Origin of the sequence: Shinella lacus, assembly GCF_010994755.1 — a bacterium.
Taxonomy (GTDB): domain Bacteria; phylum Pseudomonadota; class Alphaproteobacteria; order Rhizobiales; family Rhizobiaceae; genus Shinella; species Shinella lacus.
Map to the genome: position 1 here is coordinate 201553 of NZ_WHSB02000004.1, position 13916 is coordinate 215468.

The 13916-nt window shown below is 64.8% G+C and carries 12 protein-coding genes; 9 read left to right on the plus strand and 3 right to left on the minus strand.

Going from position 1 to position 13916, the window contains the following annotated elements; translation table 11 throughout:
• The first annotated feature begins 20 nt into the window (after positions 1-20).
• The 9 genes from bcoG (at position 21) to GB927_RS12395 (ending at position 11983) form a co-directional block, all read left to right on the plus strand.
• A complete protein-coding gene (gene bcoG, locus GB927_RS12355) occupies positions 21-932 on the plus strand; it encodes a 3-dehydrocarnitine:acetyl-CoA trimethylamine transferase BcoG (protein WP_256117248.1) in 912 nt (303 codons plus the stop codon).
• Positions 929-2422 carry a carnitine 3-dehydrogenase gene (locus tag GB927_RS12360; RefSeq protein ID WP_256117250.1) on the plus strand — a complete coding sequence of 498 codons (1494 nt, stop codon included), beginning with the start codon at positions 929-931 and terminating at the stop codon, positions 2420-2422. The genes bcoG and GB927_RS12360 overlap by 4 nt, the downstream gene beginning before the upstream one ends.
• Positions 2423-2551: 129 nt before the next feature.
• Positions 2552-3712: an acyl-CoA dehydrogenase family protein gene (locus GB927_RS12365; RefSeq protein ID WP_256117251.1), complete on the plus strand. Its 1161-nt coding sequence runs from the start codon at positions 2552-2554 to the stop codon at positions 3710-3712.
• 7 nt (positions 3713-3719) lie between these two features.
• Positions 3720-5780 carry an acetate--CoA ligase family protein gene (locus tag GB927_RS12370; RefSeq protein ID WP_256117253.1) on the plus strand — a complete coding sequence of 687 codons (2061 nt, stop codon included), beginning with the start codon at positions 3720-3722 and terminating at the stop codon, positions 5778-5780.
• Complete coding sequence (locus GB927_RS12375; protein WP_256117254.1) at positions 5777-6559, plus strand: carnitinyl-CoA dehydratase; 783 nt, start codon at positions 5777-5779, stop codon at positions 6557-6559. The genes GB927_RS12370 and GB927_RS12375 overlap by 4 nt, the downstream gene beginning before the upstream one ends.
• Before the next feature lie 277 nt (positions 6560-6836).
• On the plus strand, positions 6837-8426 hold the full coding sequence (locus GB927_RS12380; protein ID WP_256117256.1) for an ABC transporter substrate-binding protein: 1590 nt from the start codon (positions 6837-6839) through the stop codon (positions 8424-8426).
• Positions 8426-9535 (plus strand): ABC transporter permease, encoded by a 1110-nt coding sequence (locus GB927_RS12385; RefSeq protein ID WP_305111306.1) that lies wholly within the window; start codon positions 8426-8428, stop codon positions 9533-9535. The genes GB927_RS12380 and GB927_RS12385 overlap by 1 nt, the downstream gene beginning before the upstream one ends.
• Complete coding sequence (locus GB927_RS12390; protein WP_256117258.1) at positions 9532-10359, plus strand: ABC transporter permease; 828 nt, start codon at positions 9532-9534, stop codon at positions 10357-10359. Before GB927_RS12385 ends, GB927_RS12390 begins: the two co-directional genes overlap by 4 nt.
• Complete coding sequence (locus GB927_RS12395; protein ID WP_256117260.1) at positions 10352-11983, plus strand: ABC transporter ATP-binding protein; 1632 nt, start codon at positions 10352-10354, stop codon at positions 11981-11983. The genes GB927_RS12390 and GB927_RS12395 overlap by 8 nt, the downstream gene beginning before the upstream one ends.
• Positions 11984-12170: 187 nt before the next feature.
• On the opposite strand, the gene GB927_RS12400 is transcribed toward GB927_RS12395, so the two are convergent.
• Genes GB927_RS12400 through GB927_RS12410 form a run of 3 tightly spaced genes read right to left on the minus strand, consistent with a single transcriptional unit; the run spans position 12171 to position 13845 of the window.
• Positions 12171-12524: a PAAR domain-containing protein gene (locus tag GB927_RS12400; RefSeq protein ID WP_256117261.1), complete on the minus strand. Its 354-nt coding sequence runs from the start codon at positions 12522-12524 to the stop codon at positions 12171-12173.
• The gene (locus GB927_RS12405; protein ID WP_256117263.1) at positions 12521-12937 is read right to left on the minus strand and encodes an ACT domain-containing protein; all 417 of its coding nucleotides are present in this window, start codon (positions 12935-12937) and stop codon (positions 12521-12523) included. The genes GB927_RS12400 and GB927_RS12405 overlap by 4 nt, the downstream gene beginning before the upstream one ends.
• Entirely contained in the window at positions 12934-13845 is a 912-nt protein-coding gene (locus tag GB927_RS12410) for an alpha/beta hydrolase (protein WP_256117264.1), read from the minus strand. The genes GB927_RS12405 and GB927_RS12410 overlap by 4 nt, the downstream gene beginning before the upstream one ends.
• Positions 13846-13916 lie beyond the last annotated feature (71 nt).

Here is a 13916-nt window from a genome sequence, read left to right on the forward strand (position 1 = left end):
AGAATTCTGGGAGAGACCACATGCCCTTAGCCATGAACCGTGATGTCTTCATCACCTGCGCCGTCACCGGCTCCGGCGACACCGCCGGCAAATCGCCCCACGTACCGCGCTCGCCCAAGCAGATCGCCGAATCGGCGATCGACGCCGCCAAGGCCGGCGCCGCCGTCGTGCATTGCCACGTCCGCGATCCGGAGACCGGCGCGCCGAGCCGCCGCAACGATCTCTATCGCGAAGTGACCGAGCGCATCCGCGATGCCGAGGTGGACGTGGTGCTGAACCTCACCGCCGGAATGGGCGGCGACATGATCTTCGGCAACACCGAACAGCCGCTGCCGCTGAACCCCAACGGCACCGACATGGTCGGCGCCACCGAGCGTGTTTCCCACGTCGCCGAATGCCTGCCGGAAATCTGTACGCTCGATTGCGGCACGATGAACTTTTCGCTCGGCGACTATGTGATGACCAACACGCCGTCCATGCTGCGCGCCATGGGCAAGATGATGACGGACCTCGGCGTCCGCCCGGAAATCGAGGCCTTCGACACCGGTCATCTCTGGTTCGCCAAGCAGCTCGTCGAGGAAGGCATCATCGAGGACCCGGTGCTCATCCAGCTCTGCATGGGCATTCCGTGGGGCGCGCCCGACGACCTCAACACCTTCATGGCGATGGTCAACAACGTACCGTCGTCCTGGACCTTCTCCGCCTTCTCGATCGGCCGCAACGCCATGGCCTATCCGGCCGCGGCCGTGCTCGCCGGCGGCAATGTCCGCGTCGGTCTTGAAGACAACCTCTATGTCGGCAAGGGCCAGCTCGCCACCAATGCGCAGCTCGTCGAAAAGGCCGTCAACGTCGTCGAAAGCATGGGCGCACGCATCATCGGCCCGGCCGAAGTGCGCGAAAAGCTGAAACTCCAGAAGCGGGCACCGAAATGAGCACGATCAACAAGGCGGCCTGCGTCGGCGGCGGTGTCATCGGCGGGGCCTGGGTCGCGCGTTTCGCGCTCGCCGGCATCGACGTCAATATTTTCGATCCGCATCCGGAAGCCGAGCGCATCATCGGCGAAGTGATGGCGAACGCCGAGCGTGCCTATGGCATGCTCACCATGGCGCCGCTGCCGCCAAAGGGTAAAATCACCTTCTGCAAAAGCTTGGAAGAAGCCGTCCAAGACGCTGACTGGATTCAGGAAAGCGTGCCCGAGCGGCTGGAAATGAAGCGCGGCGTCCTCACCCAGATCGACGCGGCCGCAAAGCCCGAAGCCCTGATCGGCTCCTCCACCTCCGGCCTCATGCCGACCGATCTGCAGCGCGACATGAAGCACCCCGAACGCCTGTTCGTGGCGCATCCCTACAACCCCGTCTACCTGCTGCCGCTGGCCGAGCTCGTCGGTGGCGAAAAGACCAGCAAGCAGACGCTCGAAGACGCCAAGGCGAAACTGGCGCCGATCGGCATGAAGGGCGTGATCATCAAGAAGGAGATCGAGGCCTTCGTCGGCGATCGTCTGCTCGAAGCCGTCTGGCGCGAGGGCCTCTGGCTCATCAAGGACGACATCTGCGACACCGAGACGCTCGACGACGTGATCCGCTATTCGTTCGGCATCCGCTGGGCGCAGATGGGCATGTTCGAGACCTACCGCATCGCCGGCGGCGAGGCCGGCATGCGCCACTTCCTCGCCCAGTTCGGCCCCTGCCTCTCCTGGCCCTGGACGAAGCTCACCGACGTCGTCGATCTCAACGACGAGTTGGTGGAAAAGATCGCCCAGCAGTCGGACGACCAGTCCGGCGCCCGCGGCATCCGCGACCTGGAGCGCATCCGCGACCAGAACCTCGTCGGCATCATGCATGCGCTGAAGGCCGGCGACGACGGCAAGGGCTGGGGCGCAGGCAAGCTGCTCGCCGAGTTCGAGGAACATCTCTGGTCGAAGGCCGGCAAGGCGAAGGTCGAGGTCTCGGCCGCCGAACCGCTACGCCTTGTCGACACCAAGGTCAACGCCGCCTGGGTCGATTACAACGGCCATATGACCGAGCACCGCTATCTCCAGCTCTTCGGCGATACGATGGATGCGCTGCTCCGGCTGATCGGCGTCGACTTCGCCTATGTTGAGGCCGGCCACAGCTACTACACGGTGGAAACCCACATCCGCCATCTCGGCGAAGGCAAGCTCGGCCAGGCGCTCTACACCACGCTCCAGCTTCTCTCCTCCGACAACAAGCGGCTGCACTTCTTCACCCGCATCCACGACGCCGCGACCGGCGACGTTATCGCGACGGCCGAGCAGATGGCGCTGCACGTCGACAGCAAAGCAGGCAAGAGCGTCGATGCGCCTGCGGACGTGCTGGCGAAGGTTGCGGAGATTGCGCAAGCCCATGCCAAGCTGCCGGCGCCGGACGGTGTCGGGCGGCATGTCGGGCAGAAGCGCGCCTGAAACATCCGCCAGGGCGCCGAAGAGGAACGGCGCCGGACGCGAAACTCGGTCTCTCCCGGCAATCGGGGGAGACGCCCGCAAAGGGCATCAGGCCGCCACGCGGCCCGCAAAAATACGAGGGGGACTGCCATGAATTTCGCATTGACCGACGAACAGCAGATGATCGTGGACACGGTCCGCTCCTTCGTCGAAACGGAAATCTATCCGCACGAAAACGAGGTCGAGCGCACCGGCCATGTGCCGCCAGAACTCGGCCGGGAAATCGCCCGCAAGTGCAAGGAAATCGGCTTCTTCGGCTGCAACATGCCGGAAGAGGTCGGCGGCGCCGGCCTCGACCACGCCTCCTTCACCCTCGTCGAGCGTGAACTCGGCCGCGGCTCCATGGCGCTGACGGTCTTCTTCGGCCGCCCCTCCGGCATCCTGATGGCCTGCAACGACGAGCAGCGCGAACGCTACCTGCTGCCCGCCGTCAGCGGCGAAAAGTTCGATGCGCTCGCCATGACCGAGCCGGATGCCGGCTCCGACGTGCGCGGCATGAAGTGTTTCGCCCGAAAGGACGGCGACGACTGGATCGTCAACGGCACGAAGCATTTCATCAGCCACGCCAACATCGCCGATTTCGTCATCGTCTTCATCGCGACCGGCGAGGAAGACACGCCGCGCGGCAAGAAGAAACTCATCACCTGCTTCCTCGTCGACCGCGGCACGCCCGGCTTCGAAATCCGCGACGGCTACGAATCCGTCTCGCACCGCGGCTACAAGAACTGCATCCTGAACTTCGACGATTGCCGCCTGTCCTCCGCCCAGATCCTCGGCGAGGTGCACAAGGGCTTCGACATCGCCAACGACTGGCTCTATGCGACCCGCCTCACCGTCGCCGCCACCTCTGTCGGCCGCGCGCGGCGCGCCTTCGACTACGCGCTCAACTACGCCGCCGAGCGCAAGCAGTTCGGCAAGCCGATCGGCGCCAACCAGGGCGTCTCCTTCAAACTCGCCGACATGATCACCGAGATCGACGCCGCCGACCTGCTCACGCTGTCGGCCGCCTGGCGCCTCGATCAGGGCCTGCCGTCGAACCGCGAGATCGCATCCGCAAAGGTCTACGCCACGGAAATGCTTGCCCGCGTCACCGACGAGGCGATCCAGATCTATGGCGGCATGGGCCTGATGGACGACCTGCCGCTCGCCCGCTTCTGGCGCGATGCCCGCGTCGAGCGCATCTGGGACGGCACGTCGGAAATCCAGCGGCACATCATCAGCCGTGATCTGCTCAGGCCGCTCGGAGCGTAATGTCGACATGACACGATCCCTCGACCGTCTGATCCGGCCCCGCTCCATCGCCGTCTTCGGCGGCAAGGAAGCGCGCCGCGTCATCTTCCAGTGCGACAAGATGGGTTTTTCCGGCGAGATCTGGCCGGTGCATCCGCGCGAGGAGGAAATCCTAGGGCGCAAATGCTACCGCTCCGTCGCCGACCTGCCGGGCGCGCCCGACGCCTCCTTCGTCGGCGTCAACCGCGAACTGACCATCAGCATCATCCGCGACCTCTCGGCCCGTGGTGCCGGCGGCGCGGTCTGCTACGCCTCGGGTTTCCGCGAGGCCGTCAGCGAGCTTGCCGATGGCGACGATTTGCAGAAGGCGCTGGTGGAGGCCGCCGGCGATATGCCGATCCTCGGCCCGAACTGCTACGGCTTCATCAACATGCTGGACGGCGCCCTGCTCTGGCCCGACCAGCACGGCATGCTGCGCATCGACAAGGGCGTCGCCGTCCTCACGCAGTCCTCCAACATCGCCTGCAACATTTCCATGCAGCAGCGTGGCCTGCCGCTGGCCTATATCCTGACCGCCGGCAACCAGGCGCAAACCGGCCTCGCCGACCTCGCCTGCGCCGTGCTGGAAGACCCCCGCGTCACCGCCGTCGGCCTGCATATCGAGGGTTTTGACAGCCTTGAATCGCTGGAGCGCCTGGCGCTTCGTTCCCGCGAACTGAAGAAGCCGGTCGTCACCCTGAAGGTCGGCAAGTCCGAGCAGGCGCAGCTTGCCACAGTCTCGCACACGGCCTCGCTCGCCGGAAACGACGCGGTCTCCTCCGCACTGCTGTCGCGCCTCGGCATCGGCCGCGTCGAAACGCTGCCCGAACTGCTCGAAACGCTGAAGCTGCTGCATGTCGCCGGCCCGCTCACAAATTACGACATCTCGTCGATGAGCTGCTCCGGCGGCGAAGCCTCGCTGATGGCGGATGCCGGGGTGAAGCGGAAGGTCAACTACCGCGAGCTGAAGCAGGAGCAGCGCCAGCCGCTGCGCGAGACGCTCGGCCAGATGGTGACGATCTCCAATCCGCTCGACTACCACACCTTCGTCTGGGGCAACCGTGAGAAGCAGACTGCCGCCTTCACGACCATGATGCAGGGCGGCTATGCGCTGAACCTCGTCGTGCTCGATTTCCCCCGCCTCGACCGCTGCGACGCCGCCGACTGGATCACCACCTGCCACGCCGTCATCGACGCCTCGAAGGCGACCGGGGCGAATGCCGGCATCGTCGCCAGCATGGGCGAAAACATGCCGGAAGCGACGGCCGAAATGCTGATGCAGAACGGCGTCGTGCCCTTCTACGGTATCGAGGAGGCGCTCGCCGCCGCGGAAGCCGCCGCCGGCATCGGCGAAATCTGGGCAAAACCCCTGCCCGCGCCGCTGCTGAAGACCGCGGTCGGCGAAGGTGAAGCCGTCACGCTCACCGAACACGAGGCCAAGCAGGCACTCGCCGCGCACGGCCTGCCCGTGCCGAAGGGCCTCACCGCCGAGACCGCGGAAGCCGCGGCTGATGCCGCGCAAGATCTCGGCTTTCCGGTGGTTCTCAAGGGCCTTGGCGTCGCGCACAAGACCGAGGCCGGCGCGGTCAAGCTCAACCTCGCCAGTCGCGAGGCCGTGCTCGATGCGGCCAAGGCCATGGCGGGCGTCGCCTCCGGTTTCCTCGTCGAAAAGATGGTGGGCAAACCCGTCGCCGAACTCATCGTCGGCGCGATGCGCGATCCCGTTGCCGGTCCGGTCCTGACCATCGGCGCCGGCGGCATCCTGGTCGAACTGCTCGAAGATTCCGCCATCCTGACCCTGCCGACGGACGAGAAAACCATTCGCGCGGCCATCGCCGGATTGAAGATTTCGAAGCTTCTCGGCGGTTATCGCGGCGCTGCGAAGGGCGATATCGACGCTCTTGTCGCCGCCGTCGCATCAGCGGCATCCTATGTCGTTTCAAACGCTTCAATAATCGAAGAACTGGACGTTAATCCCGTAATGGTGCTGCCAGCTGGCGACGGTGTCGTCGCAGCCGACGCGCTGATCCGTCTAAGGAAAAACCCATGACCGGACCGATCCTGCAACGCCGCGAAGGCGGCATCCTGGAAATCACGATCGATCGCCCGAAGGCCAACGCCATCGACCTCGTGACGAGCCGCCTCATGGGCAAGATCTTTGCCGATTTCCGCGACGACGACAGCCTGCGCGTCGCCATTATCACGGGTGCGGGGGAAAAATTCTTCTGTCCAGGATGGGACCTGAAAGCGGCGGCCGCGGGCGATGCGGTCGACGGCGATTACGGTGTCGGCGGCTTCGGCGGCATGCAGGAACTGCGCGACCTCAACAAGCCGATCATCGCGGCCATCAACGGCATCTGCTGCGGCGGCGGACTCGAAATCGCGCTCTCCACCGACCTCATCCTCGCCGCCGAACACGCGACCTTCGCGCTGCCGGAAATTCGCTCCGGCACCGTGGCGGATGCCGCCTCGATCAAGCTGCCGAAGCGCATCCCCTACCACATCGCCATGGACATGCTTCTGACCGGCCGCTGGCTCGACGTGCAGGAGGCGCATCGCTGGGGTTTCGTCAACGAAATCCTGCCCGCCGACAAGCTGCTCGACCGGGCGTGGGAGCTTGCCCGTCTGCTCGAAAGCGGCCCGCCGCTCGTCTATGCCGCCATCAAGGAAGTGGTGCGCGCCGCCGAGGGCGAGACCTTCCAGGCGACCATGAACAAGATCACCCGCCGGCAGTTCAAGACGGTGGATATTCTCTATTCCAGCGAGGATCAGCTCGAAGGCGCGCGCGCCTTCGCCGAAAAACGCGATCCCGTCTGGAAGGGACGATAGCGTCCGCGCCCCTGCATCGGGCGCGGCCTGCATCCTTCCATAAGCCAGGCTTTTGGAAGACCAAGATAAATTAGGGCGTTACAGACGCCCTGCATTTGAATAGCTTTATGGAACAGGGCCGCTGCTCGGCAGGAAGAGGAGGCTTTCGGAAGACGAGGACATGCACCGCCACCGTCACAAATCTCGGACGGGAGGTTGCCATGGAGGCCAAAAACAGAAATTCTGCCAATCACAATAACAATTGCCCACTTCAGGGCCAGCAAAAGGGAACAGGGGAATGACTGATTACACCAAATACCTCACCAGCCAGGTCACGCTCGGCCAGATGAACCGCCGCGAATTCATGGGCCGTGCCGCTGCATTCGGCATCACGCTCGCCGTCGCCGGCACCATGTTCGACACTGCCGCCAAGGCGCAGGAGCCGAAGCGCGGCGGAGCCCTCAAGCTCGGCCTCGAAGGCGCTGCCGCGACCGACTCGAAGGACCCGGCCAAGGCGCTTTCGCAGTTCATGTTCGTCGTCGGCCGCAACTGGGGCGACATGCTTGTCGAATCCGAGCCGCTGACCGGCAAGCCGGTTCCGGCACTTGCCGAATCCTGGGAGCCGTCCGCCGACGCCTCGACCTGGACCTTCGCCATCCGCAAGGGCGTGAAATTCCACGACGGCAAGGAACTGACGGTCGACGACGTCATCAAGACGCTGCAACGCCACACCGACGAGAAGTCGGAATCGGGCGCGCTCGGCGTCATGAAGTCGATCAAGGAAATCAAGGCCGACGGCGACAAGCTCGTGCTCGTGCTGACGGAAGGCAATGCCGACCTGCCGCTGCTGCTCACCGACTACCACCTCGTCATCCAGCCGAATGGCGGCCTCGACGATCCGAATGCCATGATCGGCACCGGCCCCTACAAGGTCACGAGCTTCGAGGCCGGCGTACGCGCCACCTTCGAGCGCAATGCGGACGACTGGCGCCAGGACCGCGGCTTCGTAGACTCGATCGAAATGATCGCGATGAACGACGCGACGGCCCGCATCGCGGCCCTGTCCTCCGGCCAGGTGCACTATATCAACCGCGTCGATCCGAAGACCGTCGACCTCCTGAAGCGCGCGCCGACCGTGGACATTCTCTCCACCTCCGGCCGCGGCCACTACGTGTTCATCATGCATTGCAACACGGCGCCGTTCGACAACAACGACCTGCGTCTGGCGCTGAAATATGCGATGGACCGCGAGACGATGCTGGAAAAGGTGCTCGGCGGCTACGGCAAGATCGGCAACGACTTCCCGATCAACGAGACCTATGCCCTCTTCCCGGAAGGCATCGAGCAGCGCGCCTATGACCCGGACAAGGCGGCCTTCCACTACAAGAAGTCGGGCCACAGCGGCTCTGTCCTGCTGCGCACGTCCGACGTCGCCTTCCCGGGTGCAGTCGACGCCGCCGTTCTCTACCAGGAGAGCGCCAAGAAGGCCGGCATCGAGATCGAAGTGAAGCGCGAGCCCGGCGACGGCTACTGGTCGAACGTCTGGAACGTCCAGCCCTTCTCGACCTCCTACTGGGGCGGCCGCCCGACCCAGGACCAGATGTACTCGACCGCCTACCTCTCGAAGGCCGACTGGAACGACACGCGCTTCCTGCGCGAAGACTTCGACAAGATGGTTCTCGAAGCCCGCTCGGAACTCGACGAGGCCAAGCGCAAGGAAATGTACCGCACCATGGCCATGATGGTGCGTGACGAAGGCGGCCTGATCCTGCCGATGTTCAACGACTTCGTGAACGCCTGCGGCAAGAACGTGAAGGGCTACGTGCACGATATCGGCAACGACATGTCGAACGGCTATGTCGCAACCCGCGTGTGGCTCGACGCCTGATGACCGGCCGCGGACCGGCGCACGGTCCGGAGCTGACAGCAACGACGACTGCGGGCGAAGCCCCGCAGTCTGTCGGCGTTGCCGGGTCGGTTGCGTCCACTGGAGCCCCCTTCAACGAAGGGTCGCCCTCGTTCTGGGCGAAACTCAGCAAGAGCAGCCCCCTCGCTGCGCTCATCCTGCAACGCCTCGCGCTCAGCGTGGCCTTGCTCTTCGCCGTGTCCCTGATGATCTTCGGGGGCGTGGAAGCCCTGCCCGGCGACTTCGCCACCACCTATCTCGGCCAGTCCGCAACGCCGCAGGCCATCGAGAACATCCGCAAGGATCTCGGCCTCGACCAGCCGGCCACCACCCGCTACTTCAAATGGCTCGGCGGCGCCGTCCAGGGTGATTTCGGCAATTCCTGGGCGTCGAAAAACTCGGTCAGCGAGCAGATCGGCAAGCGCCTCGGCAATTCGCTGTTCCTCGCCTTCTTCGCGGCCATCATCTCCGTGCCGCTCGCCGTCGGCCTCGGCATGCTCGCGGTGCAATATCGAAACCGCCTGCCGGACAAGATCATCAACGTCATCTCGCTTGCGGCGATCTCGCTTCCCGAGTTCTTCGTCGGTTACCTGCTGATCCTGTTCTTCGCCGTGCAGATGGGCGTCGCGACCTTCCCCGCGACGGTCTATGAATCGATGACCATCGGCCAGCGCCTCTCCGCCATCGCATTGCCGACGGCAACGCTGGTGCTCGTCGTGCTCGCCCACATGATGCGCATGACGCGGGCCGCGATCCTCAACGTCATGTCGTCTGCCTATGTGGAGACGGCCGAACTCAAGGGTCTCGGCAGCCTTCGCGTCATCGCGAAACATGCCGCCCCGAACGCGCTGGCGCCGGTCATCAACGTCATCGCGCTCAACCTCGCCTATCTCGTGGTCGGCGTCGTCGTCGTGGAAGTGGTCTTCGTCTATCCCGGCATGGGCCAGTACATGGTCGACGCCGTGACGGTGCGCGACATGCCGGTGGTGCAGGCCTGCGGCCTGATCTTCGCCGCCTTCTACATCTTCCTCAACATGTTCGCCGATATCCTTGCGATCATCGCGAACCCCAGATTGAGGCACCCGCGATGAGACTTTCCTCCATTCCTGTCAGCGCCTGGGTCGGCATCCTGGGCATCGCGCTCTCCCTCTTCTGTGCCGTCTTCGCCCCCCTCATCGCGCCTTATGGCGAAAGCCAGATCGTCGGCTCCGTCTGGGAGCCGATGGGTGGCGCCTATCTTCTCGGCACCGACAATCTCGGCCGCGACCTCTTCTCGCGGCTGATCTTCGGCGCCCGCACCACGATCTTCGTGGCGCTGGCGGCAACCGTGCTTTCCTTCTCGCTGGGCATGCTGCTCTCCTTCATCGCGGCGGTGACGGGCGGGCTGATCGACCAGATCTTCTCGCGCTTCAACGACCTGATGATGGCGATCCCGACGCTGATCTTCGCACTCGTCGTGCTCGCCGTGCTGCCGCAGCAGCTCTGGATCCTCATCCTCGTGATGGCGGTCCTCGACTCAACCCGCGTCTACCGCATCGGCCGCGCCGTAGCACTCGACGTGGCCGTCATGGAGTTCGTGGAAGCGGCGCGGCTTCGCGGCGAAGGCACGGGCTGGATCATCTTCCGGGAAATCCTGCCCAACACGCTCTCGCCGCTGCTCGCCGAATTCGGCCTGCGCTTCGCCTTCTCCATCCTGTTCCTCTCCACCCTCTCCTTCCTCGGCCTCGGCATCCAGCCGCCGGCAGCGGACTGGGGCGGCATGGTGAAGGACAACAAGGACGGCATCATCTTCGGCATTTCGGCCGCCCTCATTCCGGGCGGTGCGATTGCGGGGCTGGCCATCTGCGTCAACCTCGTCGTCGACTGGCTGATGAAACGCACCTCGAGCCTCAAGGGAGGGCGCGGCGATGCCTGATCTGCTGTCTGTCAAGAACCTCAAGATCGAGGCGACCAGCTACCCGCCGGGCGAGCCGCCGCGCACCGTCACCCTCGTCGAAGGCGTGTCCTTCGACGTCGAAAAAGGCAAGGTGCTCGGCCTCATCGGCGAATCCGGCGCCGGCAAGTCGACGATCGGCCTCACCGCGCTCGCCTATGGGCGCGGCGGGGTGCGGATTACCGGCGGCGAGGTGCTGCTCAACGGGCAGGACCTGCTGAAGCTCGGTCCGAACGGCATCCGCAAGGTGCGCGGCGCCAAGGTCTGCTACGTCGCGCAATCGGCGGCAGCGGCCTTCAATCCTGCCCACCGGCTCGGCGAACAGGTGATCGAAGCGTCGCTGAAACACGGCATCATGAGCCGTGCGGACGCGGAAAAACGTGCGCTCTACCTCTTCAAGGTGCTCGGCCTGCCGAACCCCGAAACCTTCGGCCAGCGCTACCCGCATCAGGTCTCGGGCGGCCAGCTCCAGCGCGCCATGACCGCCATGGCGCTCTGCCCGAACCCGGAACTCATCGTCTTCGACGAGCCCACCACCGCGCTTGACGTGACGACGCAGATCGACGTGCTTGCCGCCATCAAGCATGCGATCGAGGAAACGAATACGGCCGCGCTCTACATCACCCACGACCTCGCCGTCGTGGCGCAGATCACGGACGACATCCTCGTGCTCCGGCACGGCAAGATGGTGGAATACGGCTCGGTGAAGCAGATCATCGAGGCGCCGACCCAGGACTATACCCGCGCGCTGGTCAACGTGCGCGGCACCAAGCGCGAGGAAGCCCCCGACCAGTCGGACACACTTTTGAAGGTGGAGAACATCACCGCTGGTTATTCCAACGGTTTCAAGGTGTTGCAGAACGTCTCGCTGCACCTGCCGAAGGGCCAGACGCTGGCGGTGGTGGGCGAATCGGGCTCTGGAAAATCCACCCTCGCCCGCGTCATCACCGGCCTGCTGCCGCCACAGGAAGGCACGATCAGCTTCGACGGCAAGCCCTTGCCGAAGGCGCTGAAGGGCCGGTCGAACGACGAGCTGCGCCGCGTTCAGATGATCTACCAGATGGCCGACACGGCGATGAACCCGCGCCAGACGGTGCGCGACATCGTCGGCCGTCCACTCACCTTCTATTATGGCCTGCGTGGCGCAAAGAAGACCGAGCGGGTGAAGGAACTGCTGGAGCAGATCGAAATGGGCGGCCGCTTCGCAGATCGGTATCCGGCCGAGCTTTCCGGCGGCCAGAAGCAGCGCGTGGCGATCGCGCGCGCGCTTGCGGCCAAGCCGGAACTCATCCTCTGCGACGAGCCGACCTCCGCCCTCGACCCGCTGGTGGCCGAAGGCATCCTGAAGCTGCTGCTCAAACTCCAGGACGAAACCCACGTCTCCTACATGTTCATCACCCACGACATCGCTATCGTGCGCGCCATCGCCGACTCGGTGGCGGTGATGCACCGGGGAAAACTCGTCCGCTTCGGCCCGAAATCGAAGGTGCTGTCACCGCCCTTCGACGACTACACCGACCTGCTGCTCAAGTCGGTTCCCGAGATGGAAATCGGCTGGCTGGAAAAGGTGCTGACGACCCGACGCATGGAAAGCGCCGGCAACTGACAAAGCGGCGGGTGGCTTTGTCACCCGCCGCCGCCTGTCAAAAACCCGAAAACCTCTCCTCCGTCATCCTCGGGCTTGACCCGAGGATCCATCACTCGACGCAAACAGTGGATCCTCGGGTCAAGCCCAAGGATGACGGAGAGGATAGGGTTGGCCTCGCCAACAAACTCCGGCGGGCTTCAATCCCTCAATTCTGCGTGCAGGTCACATCCCCAAGCCGGCTGGCAGAGCCGCCTTCGACGCTCACCGTCTCATCACCCCGCGCCGTGCAATTGCCCTTCTCGCCGACGCCCGAGCGGAATTTCACCATGGGCTGGCCTTCGATCATGATGCTCGGCACGATCTCGTAAAGCTCCGGCGGGCAATTCACCACGTCGGAGAGGCGCAGCGCCGGGGCGCCGCCGATGAAGACGCTTTTCGAACCGGAGAGGGCGCAGGCCGGGATGGGCACGGCCGCATCCTCGGCAAAGGACATCAACGGCACCGCCGCAAACATACCGAACGCCAGGGCGACACCGGCAAACCGCAGAACCTTCATCATGCTTCTCCCTTTTCACGCGCCGCGCGGGACAAGGCCCGCAAGGTTTCGAGCGCCCGTTCGGCATCCCGCTCCGGCACGAATATATGGTCGTGATGGTAGCCGGCAACCACGTTGGCGCTGATGCCGTCCACGGTCAACGCCGTGGCAAAGGCCGCCGTCAGGCCGACGGCCTCCAGCGAGGAATGCACGGTGAGCGTGATCATCCGCATCGGCGAACTTGCGGCAAGGCCATCCGCAGCGTCGGCGGGCAGGATCAGCGTGATGCCCTCCTCCTCGCGGAAAAGCCCGATCGGTCCGCGCGACAGATGCGCCGCAAGCTCGCCAGCCGGCACGCTGGCATAGACGAAGCCGCCCTCCACCAGCGCCGGCTCCATGGTCGCGAGCAGCACGTCGAGATTGGTGATGCCGCTCATGGCCGTGCCATCCGGCGGACTGCATCGCACAGCGCCGCAAAGCCGACCCTCGCCCCCTCGCTCATGAAGCGCGCCCGTAGCCAGGCATGGATCATCTGCTTCTCCTCGCGAAATTCCACCGGCACGCCGGCCAGCGCCAGCCGCGCCGCATAGGCCCGCGCATCGTCACGCAGCGGATCGAAAAAAGCGCCGGTGATGAAGGCGGGCGGCAGGCCGGCCAGGTTTTCCGACCGGAGCGGAAAGGCGTGTGCCGCATCCTCCGGCGCCTTGTAGATCTCGCGGTAATAGCTGGTATCGGCCGTCGAAAGCCCCGGCGCCTCGGCCATCTCCTCAAAGGAGCCCGACACCAGATCGCCGCCAAGGCCGGGATAGACCAACGCCTGCCCGACAATGCCTTCCAGCCCCTCGTCGCGCGCCCGCAGCACGATGCCGGCCGCAAGATTGCCGCCCGCGCTGTCGCCGATCACGACGACGGGATGCGGCTCCAGCAGGAGATCGATCAGCACCGCCCAGCAATCGTCGAAGGCCGCGGGCCAGACGTGCTCCGGCGAAAGCCGGTAATCGACGGAGACGAGTTCGGCCCCCGCGGCCTCGGAAATCTCCGCGCAGATCGCATCATGGCTCTCAAGCGACCCGACGACGAACCCGCCGCCATGGATGTAGAAAAGCCGCGTCTCGGTCGAGACCGTGGCCGGCCGGTAGCGGCGGATCGGGATGCGCTCCGCGACAAGCCCGTCGACCTTGACCATGCCCGCCGGCGCCGGCGCATCGAAGACGGCGCAGAGCGCGTTGTACCAGGCGCGCTGCTGCACGATATCCGCATCGACGGCATCGGCGGGATAAAAATCCTCGCAGCGCTGGTGGAAGGCAAGAATGCCCGCTTCGCTGGGCATGGGACGTCCGGTCATGGCAACTCCTCGTCGATTGCCGGCATCATAACCATGCTACGCAACAAGACCTGTCCCGTCAGCGGCTTTCC

Bases quoted from the DNA above. Each gene is read 5' to 3' on its own strand.
- bcoG (WP_256117248.1), top strand. From the start codon at position 21: ATGCCCTTAGCCATGAACCGTGATGTCTTCATCACCTGCGCCGTCACC.
- GB927_RS12360 (WP_256117250.1), top strand. From the start codon at position 929: ATGAGCACGATCAACAAGGCGGCCTGCGTCGGCGGCGGTGTCATCGGC.
- GB927_RS12365 (WP_256117251.1), top strand. From the start codon at position 2,552: ATGAATTTCGCATTGACCGACGAACAGCAGATGATCGTGGACACGGTC.
- GB927_RS12370 (WP_256117253.1), top strand. From the start codon at position 3,720: ATGACACGATCCCTCGACCGTCTGATCCGGCCCCGCTCCATCGCCGTC.
- GB927_RS12375 (WP_256117254.1), top strand. From the start codon at position 5,777: ATGACCGGACCGATCCTGCAACGCCGCGAAGGCGGCATCCTGGAAATC.
- GB927_RS12380 (WP_256117256.1), top strand. From the start codon at position 6,837: ATGACTGATTACACCAAATACCTCACCAGCCAGGTCACGCTCGGCCAG.
- GB927_RS12385 (WP_305111306.1), top strand. From the start codon at position 8,426: ATGACCGGCCGCGGACCGGCGCACGGTCCGGAGCTGACAGCAACGACG.
- GB927_RS12390 (WP_256117258.1), top strand. From the start codon at position 9,532: ATGAGACTTTCCTCCATTCCTGTCAGCGCCTGGGTCGGCATCCTGGGC.
- GB927_RS12395 (WP_256117260.1), top strand. From the start codon at position 10,352: ATGCCTGATCTGCTGTCTGTCAAGAACCTCAAGATCGAGGCGACCAGC.
- GB927_RS12400 (WP_256117261.1), bottom strand. From the start codon at position 12,524: ATGATGAAGGTTCTGCGGTTTGCCGGTGTCGCCCTGGCGTTCGGTATG.
- GB927_RS12405 (WP_256117263.1), bottom strand. From the start codon at position 12,937: ATGAGCGGCATCACCAATCTCGACGTGCTGCTCGCGACCATGGAGCCG.
- GB927_RS12410 (WP_256117264.1), bottom strand. From the start codon at position 13,845: ATGACCGGACGTCCCATGCCCAGCGAAGCGGGCATTCTTGCCTTCCAC.